Genomic DNA, 12,259 nt, shown 5'->3' on the forward strand with positions numbered 1-12,259 from the left:
GCGATGGCGTGCGGCTTCCTCAGGAGGCCGCTTCGCGATCCTTTTCCATCTTTACGAAAACCCGGCCCTTGAAGGAGAACACCGGTTCTCCGTGCTGGTTCACGCCCTCGTTCTCGGTAAAGAGAATGCCCCAGCCCGGCATGGAGCGGCTGGGGCGGGCTTTCACGGCGGTCGTATAATAGGTGACCGTATCGCCGGCGAAGACGGGGCGTATCCACTTCAGGTCTTCGAAGCCCGGCGAAGGGCCAAGCTGGGCGACCGTTTCGCCGGCCGCCCTCGCGCGCTCGGCTACGCGGGCGCGATAAGCGATCATGAGCTTCATCCATACGGATGCGGTATGCCAGCCGGAGGCGCAAAGTCTGCCGAAATGGGTCTTGGCGGCTTCCTCGTCGGACAGGTGAAAGCGCTGCGGGTCGAACTGGCGTGCGAAGCGGATGATATCCTCAGGCGTGAAAGTGTAGCTGCCGATTTCGTGGCGCTCGCCAATGGCCTTCAGCTCGGGCGTCGTCATGCGGCGGCCTCCTTGCGGGCGAACAGGATCGCGTTTTCCTGGGTCATCACCGTTTCGCCACGCTGGTTGGTGACCGTGAAGAGAAAGCGCACGACGCCGAGATCGGGCTTCGACTTGAGCTCGCGCGTGCCGAGCACCTTCGCCGTGGCATGAAGCTCATCGCCCGCAAGCACGGGGCGCTTCCAGGCCACCTTGTCGACGCCGGGAGAGCCCATGCAGGTCGAGGCGAGCAGGAGATTGTCGCACAGAAGCCGCATCAGCATGGCGATCGTATGCCAGCCCGATGCCGAAAGCCCGCCCAGCACGGAAGCCTTGCCGGCGGCTTCGTCCAGATGGAAGGGCTGCGGGTCGAATTCTTCGGCGAAGGCGATGATTTCATCCGCCGTCACCCGTTTCTTGCCGAGGTCGATTTCCTCGCCCTCACGGAAATCCTCGAATGTGCGAAATGCTGTCATGACGCGTGTTTTTAAACGAAAACACGGGCCTGTCGAGATCGTGCTTTCGGACAGTGAAACAGCATTGATTTGGCGGCTAAAGCTTATCGATATCCCTGCTTCGGATTTTCAGCGTTTTTAAAATGTATAAATTTGCATATCCGTGTGAGCCCGCTATTATCACGCCCATCCCGTGAAGAATTTGATTTGCCCGTCGTTGACGTTCAGCGACCGGGTATCCGTGCGTTCGTGCCAAACCTATGTGGAGTGTCTTTGTAATGTCTTTGCCGAAACCCCTGGAATCCGCGGAACAGATCTCCGATATTGCCTTCGGCTTCATGGGGTCGAAGGCGCTGTTTTCCGCACTCCATGTGGATCTTTTCTCCGCACTGGCCGATGGAGGCGGGAGCGTGGAAGACGTTGCGGGAAAGACCGGCCTCGACCCCGATCGCGCGATGACGCTGCTGACAGCGCTGACGACGCTCGGTCTCGTGGTGCGAAACGGCAAGGCTTACGAGAACGCGCCGGCGGCGGATGCCTTTCTCGTGAAAGGGCGGAAATACGACTTCGGAGACTATCTGCGCTTTCAGATCGACAAGCAGATGTACCCGTTCCTGACGCAGCTTGAGGAAGCGCTGACCGGGGAACTGGAGCCCGAACAGGTTTCGTCCTACGCCGACTGGTTCTCCGATGCCGAAGAGGCGCGGATTTATTCCGAATCGCAACATTCCGGTTCGCTCGGCCCCGGACGGTCGCTTGCCAAGATGATCGATCTTTCGAAGGCGAGGACGCTGCTCGACGTCGGCGGAGGCACCGGCGCCTTCTCGATCTCGTTGTGCAAGGCCTATCCCGAACTGAGGTCCACGGTGCTGGATTTCCCGAATGTGGTCGACGTCGGCCGCGGCTTCGTGAAAAAGGCAGGGCTTTCGGACCGGGTCGAATTCAATCCCGGTAATGCGCTTGAAATTGAATGGCCGAAGGACCGCGACGTGATCCTGATGTCCTATCTCTTCTCCGGCGTGCCGGGAGAAACGATACCCGGCCTCGTGCGCGCGGCCATGGACCATCTTGCGCCGGGCGGTCACTTCATCGTGCATGACTTCATGGTGGAGGACGACCGCACGGGCCCGAAACTTGCCGCGCTATGGCAGCTTCAGCATGTCGCCTTCAACCCTGAAGCCCGTTCGGTCACCAGCGGCTGGGTGCGGGCGCTGATGGAGGCGGCAGGCTTCAAGGATATCGAGATCGCCGAGATGATCCCCGGCATGACGACGATGGTGCACGGGGTGAAGCCCGCCGCCGGGGCTTGAACGTCGCTTGCCGGGTGACGGTGGGGCGAAAAGGGGTTTTGGCGGCAACCGCCGATTTCAATTGCCGATAAACAATGCTAAGTCCCCTTCGACTTTCCAAATTTCGGCTTGCGGGTAAGTACTTGATCAAGGCGTTTTTTATTAATCTCGACCGGCGGACGGACCGAATGGATCGCATGAGCCGGCAATTCGCAGCAGCGGGCATTCCCGCCTTGCGCTGGCCTGCGAAGGACGGAACCTCGCTTTCGACAGAAGAGATATCACTGTTCGGCAAGACCCACCTTGGGGCGAACCAGATCGGCTGCTTCCTGAGTCACGTTGCCGTCTGGAAGTGGTTATTGGCTTCCGATGAGAATGAAGTCGCTGTCTTTGAAGATGATCTCGTCATTTCCGGCCGCCTGAAGCACTTGTTGGAGCGTGGTGCCTGGCTTCCGCCGGATGCGGATATCGTCCGGTTGGAGACAATCCTGCGGAAAACGCGGCTTGCTGGCATTCAACCCAGCGGTGTCGAAGGCTTCTCGGTTGGTCGATTACGCGCGAAAGATTCCGGCACTGGCGGGTATATCGTTACAAGGCGGGGCGCGGAAAGGCTGCTAGGCGGCTACTGCAGGCCGATCAACAACATCGACACCCTTCTTTACGATCCGTGGCTTCATGACGGCAGCGGGCCGCTTCGGGTGTATCAGGTGCTGCCGGCCCCGGTCTCGCAACTTCAGTTTCTCTATCCGCGAAAGTTTGCCCACGAAAGCGACATCGTCGCGGATAGAAAGCTGCAGTCGGAAGCCCGCGAAGTGTACAGGAGCGGGCGAAATTCGGCATCCCTGCCCAGAAAGCTGGTCTATGAACTCGCGGATATCGCGCGCATCGTCCGGCGGGCGCCACGCAACATGCTTGTGGCGCTTACTTCCCGCAAAATGGTCGTCCCTTTCGACGACGCGTTCGTCTGAGGCAAAAACCCCGGGGCGATTCCGAAAAAAACCGTATCCGGCAATGGGCCGGAAACCGCCCCGGATCCGGGCATTCTAGCGATTGAACTTGAAAAGCATCACGTCGCCGTCCTTGACGACGTATTCCTTGCCTTCGTCGCGCGCCTTGCCGGCTTCTTTCGCTGCGGTTTCGCCGCCAAGCGTAACGTAGTCGTCGAAGCCGATCGTCTGGGCGCGGATGAAGCCCTTTTCGAAATCCGTATGGATGACACCGGCAGCCTGAGGGGCTTTGGTTCCCTCGCGAACGGTCCAGGCGCGCGCTTCCTTGGGGCCGCATGTGAAATAGGTGATGAGACCGAGCAGTTCGTATCCGGCGCGGATCATCCGGTCGAGGCCGGGCTCCTCAAGGCCCATCTCGGCGAGGTAGTCCTTCTGCTCTTCTTCGGCGAGCTGGGCGATTTCCGCCTCGATCGCGGCAGAGATCACCACGCAGGCAGCCCCTTCGGCAGCCGCTTTTTCGGCAACCCGGGCGGAGAATTCGTTGCCGTTCGCAGCCGAACCCTCATCGACGTTGCACACGTAGAGGATCGGCTTCGATGTGAGAAGGTTGAGCTCCTTAAGGATGCGCCGTTCCTCGGGCGAGGAAAGTTCCAGATGACGCACCGGCCTGCCGTTCTGGAGAAGCTCGAGCGCGGCCTCCATGACCGGCAGGACGGCCTTGGCATCCTTGTCGCCGCCCGTCGCTTTCTTGCGCAAGGGGGTAATGCGGCGCTCCAGGCTTTCCAGATCGGCGACCATAAGCTCGGTCTCCACCGTCTCCGCATCGGCGATCGGGTCGATCTTGCCGTCGACGTGGGTGATGTCCTCATCCTCGAAGCAGCGCAGCACATGGGCGATGGCATCGACCTCACGGATATTGGCGAGGAACTGGTTGCCGAGACCCTCGCCCTTGGAAGCGCCGCGTACGAGACCGGCGATGTCGACGAAGGTAAGGCGCGTCGGCACGATGCTGGCGCTCTTGGCGATGCCGGCGATCTTCTCAAGACGCGGATCGGGAACCGCGACGTCGCCGGTGTTCGGCTCTATCGTGCAAAACGGAAAATTCGCCGCCTGCGCGGCCGCCGTCTTGGTGAGCGCGTTGAAAAGCGTGGACTTGCCGACGTTCGGCAGGCCGACGATGCCGCACTGAAATCCCATTCAATCCGATCCTTTTGAACCAAACAGCCGCTTCAGCCCTTCGGCGAGCGGGCCTTTTTTACTGTCTTTCCCGGTCTTGGCCGGTGGTGTTTCGCTTTCGGCCCGCGCGGTCGCCGCCGGTTTCGGCTTCTGATCCTGTTTCGGCTTCGCCGGCTTTTCCGGCGCGGTCGCCAGATGGATCCTGTTGGCGAATTGCGAATCCTTGCCTTCCACAAGAAGCGGCGCCTCCGCGGAAATGGCGTCGAGCAACGGCTCCAGCCAGTCACGGTCCGACTTCGCGAAATCGCCAAGGACCCAGTGGGTCACCAGTTCCTTGCGGCCCGGATGGCCGATACCGATGCGAAGACGCCGGTATTCCGGCCCGATATGCGCGGAGATCGACCGCAGGCCGTTGTGCCCGCCGTGGCCGCCGCCCTTTTTCATGCGCGTCTTGCCGGGCGCAAGGTCGAGCTCGTCGTAGAGCACGCAGACGTCTTCGGGGGAAAGCTTGAAGAAACGAACCGCCTCGCCCACGGCACGGCCGGATTCGTTCATGTAGGTCTGGGGCTTCATGAGAAGCGTTTTCTCGCCGCCCAACACGCCTTCGGACACTTCCGACTGGAAGCGGGCGCGCCAGGGGCCGAAAACGGCATGGCGGCGGTGAATTTCATCCGCCGCCATGAACCCGACGTTGTGGCGGTTGCGCTCGTACTTCGGGCCGGGATTGCCAAGGCCGACAATGAGCCGCATGGGATCCCTTTCTCGATATCGCGAGCGGACCGCGAGGGAGGAGGATTACTCTTCCTCGCCGCCTTCTTCGGCTTCCGCCTCGGCCTCGGCGCCGGCTTCCGCCGCTTCGCCCTCGGCTTCCTCGCCTTCGCCTTCCTCTTCTTCCTTCAGGCCGGCGGGGGCGGCGATCGTCGCGATGGTGAAGTCGCGGTCGGTGATCGTCAGCTCGCAGCCCTCAGGCAGCGCAACGGCCGAAATGTGAAGGGAATCGCCAAGGTCGGCCTTCGCGAGGTCAAGCTCCAGCGCATCCGGAATGGCGTCGGCCGGAACGGTCATTTCGACCGTATGGCGCACGACGTTCAGCACGCCGCCGCGCTTCAGGCCCGGCGAGGTCTCTTCGTTCAGGAAGTGGACCGGGATTTCCACCGTCAGTTTGGCGCCCTTGGCGACACGCAGGAAATCGACGTGGATCAGATCGTCGCGGACCGGATGAAGCTGGTAGTCCTTCGCGATGACGCGGTGCTTCTCGCCGTCGACGTCGATCGTCGCGAGATTCGTCATGAAACCGCCCTTGTGCAGCACGAGCGTCGTTTCCTTTAACGGAATCGCGATCGGCAGGGCCGGTTTCTTGTCGCCGTAGATCACGGCAGGGATCAGGCCTTCGCGACGCAGCGCACGAGCGGCCCCCTTGCCCACACGATCCCGCGGCGAAGCCTTGAGCTCATAGCCTTCAGCCATGGCGTAACTCCTTCGGGTTGTGATGTAGAAAACGGTGCGAATACCGGACGGCGTATTGATCCGCCAGCCGCTTCGCCCGCCTTTGCGTATCTCCTCCAGGGGTGCAGATACGCGCGCGATCCTATAGCCGAAGACCTTGCAAAGGGCAAGCGCGCAGGGCAATTGACACCGGGTGCTCCGCCGGTCACGTTCCGTAATCGAAAATTGCCGGACGAAACTTCAAGCTCTCGTCCGTGCTTTCCAAAAGGCCTTGCCGGTTCCAATCTTCCGCGAAGGCCGAACCGACAATCGGGAGGAGATAATGATGGTCAGGGTCACGCGCCGCTCCCTGGTGAAATCCGCCGCCGCGGGCGCGCTCGCGCTCGCGGTTTCGTCCGCAGCGGTTCTGCCGTCCCTCGCGGCGGACAAGATCACCGTCGGCGCCTTGCGCTTTACTTCGCATGCGCCGAGCTTCGTGGCTTTCGAGCGCGGTTATTTCGCCGACGAAGGCCTCGACGTCGAATTCAAGTTCTTCCAGGCGGCCCAACCAATGGCGGTTGCGATCGCCTCCGGCGACGTCGACTTCGCCGTGACCGCGATATCCGGCGGGCTGATCAGCCTTGCCGACAAGGGCGCGATCAAGGTGATCGGCGGCGCGCTGATCGAGGAGGAGGACATCGACGGCCAGATGATCCTGGTCTCGAAGAAAGCCTACGACGAAGGCGTGAAAACCCCGGCCGACCTCAAGGGCCGAAGCTTCGGCATCACCCAGGCCGGTTCCTCCTTCCACTACATGGCCCACAAGATCGCCGACAAGGAAGGCTTCGAGCGTTCCGAAATCACGCTGAAGCCGCTGCAAAAGGTGGGGGCGATCATCGGCGCGCTGAAAAGCGGGCAGATCGACGCCTGGACCATCGTGCCGCACATCGCCAAGCCGCTCGCAGGCGGCGACGAGATCGAGGCGATCGGCCTGGTTGCCGACTATATCCCGAACTATCAGGTTACGACCGTATTCACCTCCACCGAAAACGCGACGGAAAAGCCGGAGCTGACCAAACGCTTCCTCGCCGCCTTTTCCAAGGGCGCGGCGGATTTCAATGCGGCCCTTGTCGACAAGTCCGCGGGTGACGAAGCGGCCGAGGAGATGGTCAGGCTCATCCACAAATACGTCTACACCGACAGGCCTTATGAGAAAGCAGCGCCGTCGATCCGCAACGGTGCGATGCGCGTCAACGAGGGCGCGGCACTCAACCTCACGAGCGTCAAGGACCAGCTCGACTGGTTCAAATCGGAAGGGTTGGTGCCGGAAGGCGTGACGATCGAAAAGCTCGTCGACGCCAGCTACGTGGAAACCTACTGAATTCGGCACCCGTTGAAGAGGCGCGGGCCCGAGCGGCTCGCCGCCTTTTTTCGCATCCTGCGACCAATCGATCTCACGGCTACGTGATCGATCGTGAAAATTTGTTCCGCTCCCATTTGCCAACGCGACATTGCCGAAAAATCCGTCCCGATTCGGCGCGGTAATGCTCCGTAGCCTCGAAATACGTAACGTAATTTTCGAAGGCGCGCGGACCTGCGGGAAGAAACAGCGCCCGAGCCGATGCCGCGCGACGGTTCCCATTTGGTGATTGCCGGTAAACCTTCTCTCCTGAATATGGACGCGAGAAAGCTAAACGCGCGCCCTGAACAACAGGCCTTTCGCGCACCAGATATTTGGTATGCGTAATGAAACGGATATTGGTCTACGGATTGTCGATCCTTGCGAGCGCTGTCATTCTTTTCGGCGTCGCGCAGTCTATTCATCGAGCCTTCGTCGATACCTGGAACGAACGGCAGTTCGAAGAGCTTGCCGTGCGGGCCATCACGCGCATGGAGTTCGCCATCGACCTTGCGGTGATCGCCATGAGCGAGCTCTCGGCGTCGGGAAAACTTGCCTGCACATCGCAAGGCGAGGAAGCTATCCGCAGCGCCGTCTTCGCCTCCAGCGCGATCAAGGACATTTTCATCATGAACGGCGGCGAAGCCTGCCGCGCATTCGCCGAAAGCGACCTGCAGCTTGAAACGGCGGCCGCGAACAAGCCGCGCTACGGTGCGCGCAACGCGCAGATCAGCCTGTTTTCCATGACGGACAATGCAGGCCACCCGGCCCTCGGCGTCGTGTGGACGCTCGGGGAGGGAACCGAAGCGATCGCAATCGTCAGCACCGACGCGCTCCTGTTCGACATTCTTCCCGCCGCCGTGCGCGACTATGCGGATATACGCATCGATCTCGGCGCGAGCACGGTCGTGGCAAGTTACGAACCGGGAACGGGCAGACTTGCCGAAAGCGAAGTCGCCAAGCATTTTCGCGGCACGTCGGACCGCTATCCGCTGGCATCCCGGCTGCGGATCAACGAACGCGCGAGTTCGGGCTGGAACCGCGAGAGGCCGCTGTTCATCGATATCGCCGCGTTTATCGCCGCGATCATCGTCGGATCGCTCATCGGCAAGCTGCTTTCGCGCCCGCCCTCGCTGACCGACGAATTGAAGAACGCGATCCGTTCCGGAGAGATCAAGCCCTATTTCCAGCCGATCATCTCGCTGGGGTCGAATGAAATCGTCGGCTGCGAGTTGCTCGCCCGCTGGATCCGCCGCGACGGCACGATGGTTTCGCCCGCCGAATTCATTCCGCTTGCGGAAAACTCCGGCCTGATCGACGGTGTGATGGAGGCGATCCTCACCGACGCGGGGCCGCAGCTTGCCAACCTCATTGCCGAACGCCCGTCCCTGAAGGTCAGTTTCAACGTCACGCCAAGGCAGTTCCTGGGCGAGGGATTCGTGACCCGGCTCGGCGCCCTGATCCTCCAGTCGGGCCTCTCGCGGGCGCGGCTGGTGGTGGAAGTCACCGAGCGCCAGCAGATCGACGATATGGCGCGGGCGCGCACCGTGACGGCAGAACTGCGCGAGCTTGGCATCCAGGTCGCGATCGACGATGCGGGCACCGGACACAACGGGCTTTCCGCGCTTCAGACGCTCGGTGCGTCCTGTGTGAAGATCGACAAGCTCTTCGTCGACGGTGTGGTGACCGACCACCGTACGCGCACGATTGTTGAAATGCTTGTGACGGTCGCGCGCGAATTCGGAATGACGACCGTGGCAGAAGGCATCGAGCACAGCGAGCAGGTTGCCGTGCTCAAGGCGTTGGGCGTGCAGGAAGGGCAAGGTTTCCTGATCTCGCGTCCGGTTCCGGCGGCGGAGTTTCGCGAGCAGGTGAACCGATCCTCGCTGGCGGGAAAGGTCGTCGCCCTTGAAGGGGGCAGGCTTCCGACCGCGCCTGCGCAATCCGGCCCGCCAATGAGGCTGTCCGGCTGGAGATAGAAATCCCGCTGCGGAAGTGATTTCCAAGATAGCTCGAACGCTGTCGCGATCGGAAAACACTCCGGAATTCTATACGCACGAGGCAGGAAAAAACCCGGCTTCCGCATCGAAAGCCGGGTTTTTTCTGTTCGCGTCGTCGTGCCGGTCGATTTGCTCGGTTTCTGTCCAGTTGATCAGTTGAAGAGACTGGATACCGACTTCTCGAGCGCGGTACGGTTGATGGCCTCGCCCATCAGCGGGGCGATCGATAAGGTGCGGATATTGGGAGCGGCGATGACGGCGGCCGTCGGCTCGATCGAATTGGTGATCACCAGTTCCTTGAGCTTGGAGGCGGTGACGCGGGCGACCGCGCCGCCCGAAAGCACACCGTGTGTGATATAGGCCGTTACCGAATTGGCACCCTTGGCGAGAAGCGCGTCCGCGGCGTTGCACAGCGTGCCGCCGGAATCGACGATATCGTCGAAAAGGATACAGTCGCGACCCACCACATCGCCGATGATGTTCATGACTTCCGATTCGCCCGGACGCTCGCGGCGCTTGTCGACGATGGAAAGCGGCGCGTCGATGCGCTTGGCGAGCGCGCGGGCGCGCACCACGCCGCCGACGTCGGGCGAAACCACCATGACGTTCTCCGTCGAATAACGCTCCTTGATGTCGCGCGTCATGACCGGTGCCGCGTAGAGATTGTCCGTCGGAATGTCGAAGAAGCCCTGGATCTGGCCCGCGTGCAGGTCGAGCGTCAGAACGCGGTCGGCCCCGGCATGGGCGATCAGATTGGCGACCAGCTTGGCGGAAATCGGCGTGCGCGGGCCGGGTTTGCGGTCCTGCCGGGCGTAGCCGAAATAGGGGATCACGGCGGTGATGCGGCGCGCGGAGGAGCGGCGCAACGCATCTATGAGGATCAGAAGCTCCATCAGATGATCGTTGGCCGGATAGCTCGTCGACTGGATGGCGAAAACATCCTCGCCGCGCACGTTTTCCTGGATTTCGACGAAGATTTCCTGATCGGCGAAGCGACGCACCTGGCAGCTTGCCAGCGGCACCTCGAGATAGGACGAAATCTGCTCCGCCAGGGCCCGGTTGGAGTTGCCTGCGACGAGTTTCATGTCCCGCAAGTCCTTTTCGTGAAGTGCGCTGCCGTATGTTTGCCACGGCGCCTGCGTGACAGGTCACGCAATGGTGGTTCATTTTCCGGATTTTCGCCGGGCCCGCGCGAAAGCTTTGGCCCCGGCAGGCGGCGGCGTTTTAGCAACCGCACACACATCCGACAACCTGCCCTTTCGCGGGCAGGTGCATTTTTTGCATGAAAAGACTCGGTCAGGGGCCAGAGGAACACAGTACCGCTACGTTAAATTACCGGTACGTCCATGCCCTCAGTGCGGCGACCGTGCGTTTTGCGGTGCGGTTCAGCGTGTCGCCATCGACGCCCGACCACGGATCGCCCGAGGTGCCGCTCGCACTTTCCTGCCCGACGATGCGATGAACGCGGTTGCCCGCATTGTCGACCACGTCGAAGACGTAGAAGAGCGTGACCGAGGACTGGTTGCCGGTCGCCGAAAGATAGCCATTTACCCGGTATGTGGCCGGTGCGCCGACGCGCCTGACCAGCGTGAGACCCTGAGATCGTGCCTCGTTGCCGATGTCGCTTGCCAGCGAATCGGCGATGTTGCCCGGCGCGCCCGTGAAAGGCTCAAAGGCGTAGGAGGTCTTTTCGGGAGCGACCTGCGGCGGGTCGGAAACGACGGGGCCGCGTGTGGACGAACCGATTTCGCCCGGAGGCGTCGTGTTCGCGCAGGCCGAAAGCAGCAGCGCCGCGAAAGCCGCGCACGCGAACGGCACCGCCCGCCGCCGGCGCCTGGATGTGCAATTACCTGCCGAATTCAACGTCATTCTCGTCTCGCCGCTTTCCAAATCAGCTCCGGAACCTATCGGATGATCGTTTATCCCGCCTTTACGGGCAGGTCGAGGGGCAGTTTCGAAAGGCATTCGGGATCGCCCTCGCCGGTGAGGTAGGTTCGCCCGAGCGTCATCGCCGTGCCGGTCAGGGAATCGGCAAGGATCATATGCATGAAGATGGTCATGTCCGGCACGATCTCCGCGGTGTTGGCGTGGTAGGCCATCGGCCAGTCCATCCAGCTGGGTGAAAAGCGTGCGCCCAGCGAATAGCCGCATGCGTTCAGCCGGTGATGCTGCATGCCGTGCCGGTCGAGCGCGAGCGCATGGGCGTCGAACAGGTCGCCGAAGGTGTGGCCCGGCTTCAGGGCCTTTTCCACCTCGTGGAGTGCGTCGAATGCCGCGGCATACAGCCTTTCGTGTTCCGGCGTCGGCTTGCCGATGATCACGGTGCGCATGAGCGCGGCATGGTAGCGCCGGTAGACGCCTGCCCATTCGAGGGTGAGCTGGTCGTTTTCCGAAAGCTGCCGCCGGCCGGATTTGTAGCGGCACAAAAGCGCGTCGCGGCCCGAGCCGATGATGAACTCGTTGCCGGGGTAATCGCCGCCGCCCTCGAAGACCGCGCCTTGCATGGCGGCGAGAATTCGGCCTTCGTCGGCGCCGGGCCCGATCTCTTCCATCGCGGCGAGAAATGCGTCGTCCGCAAGTTCCGCCGCCTTGCGGACGTATTCGATCTCCGCCGGGCTCTTGACCGCGCGCAAGAGCGGCACGAGCGAGGAGGCGTCGTCGAGATCGGCGAAGGAACGCAGCGTCTCGTCGAGATCCTTGCCGAGGCGGGCGGTAAGCCCGTGGGTGTCGTATTCCACGCCGAGCCGGCTGCCGAGCAGGTCCATTTCGAACAGGAGATCGCGAAGCTGTTCCGTCGGCGAAGCTCCACCCCGGTCGACCCAGACGCGGATATCGGAAACGATCGACGTCTGCTGCGCCTGGCGTAGATCGGCGGAGCGGGTCAGCAGCACCGTCCGCCCGTCGCGGGTGACGACCATGCACTGGAAATGGCAGAAGCCGAAGGTGTCGTAGCCCGTCAGCCAATACATGCTTTCCTGCGCGAACAGCAGCATGGCGTCCAGGCCCTCGTCGGCCATGAGCGCGCAAAGCGAGATCCGGCGCGATTCGAACTCCGGCTTGGTGAAATGAATGGCCATC

General features: G+C 61.9%; 12 protein-coding genes. 4 read left to right on the top strand and 8 right to left on the bottom strand.

Features of this window, described 5'->3' with window-relative positions:
• Positions 1–19: 19 nt before the first annotated feature.
• The gene (locus tag GR183_RS00360; protein ID WP_160773604.1) at positions 20–511 is read right to left on the bottom strand and encodes a MaoC family dehydratase; all 492 of its coding nucleotides are present in this window, start codon (positions 509–511) and stop codon (positions 20–22) included.
• Positions 508–966, bottom strand: a complete 459-nt coding sequence (locus GR183_RS00365) for a MaoC family dehydratase (protein WP_160773605.1) — start codon at positions 964–966, stop codon at positions 508–510. The genes GR183_RS00360 and GR183_RS00365 overlap by 4 nt, the downstream gene beginning before the upstream one ends.
• 257 nt (positions 967–1,223) lie before the next feature.
• Between GR183_RS00365 and GR183_RS00370 the strand changes: the two genes are divergently transcribed.
• Entirely contained in the window at positions 1,224–2,255 is a 1,032-nt protein-coding gene (locus GR183_RS00370; RefSeq protein WP_160773606.1) for a methyltransferase, read from the top strand.
• A 74-nt stretch (positions 2,256–2,329) separates the two neighbouring features.
• The gene (locus GR183_RS00375; protein ID WP_260513179.1) at positions 2,330–3,202 is read left to right on the top strand and encodes a glycosyltransferase family 25 protein; all 873 of its coding nucleotides are present in this window, start codon (positions 2,330–2,332) and stop codon (positions 3,200–3,202) included.
• Positions 3,203–3,277: 75 nt separating this feature from the next.
• Here GR183_RS00375 and ychF read toward each other — a convergent pair whose 3' ends face one another.
• Genes ychF through GR183_RS00390 form a run of 3 tightly spaced genes read right to left on the bottom strand, consistent with a single transcriptional unit; the run spans position 3,278 to position 5,824 of the window.
• Positions 3,278–4,378 (bottom strand): redox-regulated ATPase YchF, encoded by a 1,101-nt coding sequence (ychF, locus tag GR183_RS00380; protein WP_160773608.1) that lies wholly within the window; start codon positions 4,376–4,378, stop codon positions 3,278–3,280.
• Entirely contained in the window at positions 4,379–5,107 is a 729-nt protein-coding gene (gene pth / locus GR183_RS00385; protein WP_160773609.1) for an aminoacyl-tRNA hydrolase, read from the bottom strand.
• Between the two features lie 45 nt (positions 5,108–5,152).
• Entirely contained in the window at positions 5,153–5,824 is a 672-nt protein-coding gene (locus GR183_RS00390) for a 50S ribosomal protein L25/general stress protein Ctc (protein WP_160773610.1), read from the bottom strand.
• 304 nt (positions 5,825–6,128) lie between these two features.
• Between GR183_RS00390 and GR183_RS00395 the strand changes: the two genes are divergently transcribed.
• Positions 6,129–7,163 (top strand): ABC transporter substrate-binding protein, encoded by a 1,035-nt coding sequence (locus tag GR183_RS00395; RefSeq protein WP_160773611.1) that lies wholly within the window; start codon positions 6,129–6,131, stop codon positions 7,161–7,163.
• A gap of 365 nt (positions 7,164–7,528) precedes the next feature.
• Entirely contained in the window at positions 7,529–9,160 is a 1,632-nt protein-coding gene (locus GR183_RS00400) for an EAL domain-containing protein (protein WP_160773612.1), read from the top strand.
• Positions 9,161–9,333: 173 nt separating this feature from the next.
• Here the strand turns inward: GR183_RS00400 and GR183_RS00405 are convergent, their stop codons facing one another.
• The 3 genes from GR183_RS00405 to GR183_RS00415 all read right to left on the bottom strand — a co-directional run bounded on the left by GR183_RS00405 (position 9,334) and on the right by GR183_RS00415 (position 12,258).
• The gene (locus GR183_RS00405; protein ID WP_160773613.1) at positions 9,334–10,266 is read right to left on the bottom strand and encodes a ribose-phosphate pyrophosphokinase; all 933 of its coding nucleotides are present in this window, start codon (positions 10,264–10,266) and stop codon (positions 9,334–9,336) included.
• A gap of 247 nt (positions 10,267–10,513) precedes the next feature.
• Positions 10,514–10,999 carry a hypothetical protein gene (locus GR183_RS00410; RefSeq protein WP_160773614.1) on the bottom strand — a complete coding sequence of 162 codons (486 nt, stop codon included), beginning with the start codon at positions 10,997–10,999 and terminating at the stop codon, positions 10,514–10,516.
• Between the two features lie 101 nt (positions 11,000–11,100).
• Positions 11,101–12,258, bottom strand: a complete 1,158-nt coding sequence (locus GR183_RS00415; protein ID WP_160773615.1) for a M24 family metallopeptidase — start codon at positions 12,256–12,258, stop codon at positions 11,101–11,103.
• Position 12,259 lies beyond the last annotated feature (1 nt).

It is taken from the genome of Stappia sediminis (assembly GCF_009826895.1).
Lineage (GTDB): Bacteria > Pseudomonadota > Alphaproteobacteria > Rhizobiales > Stappiaceae > Hongsoonwoonella > Hongsoonwoonella sediminis.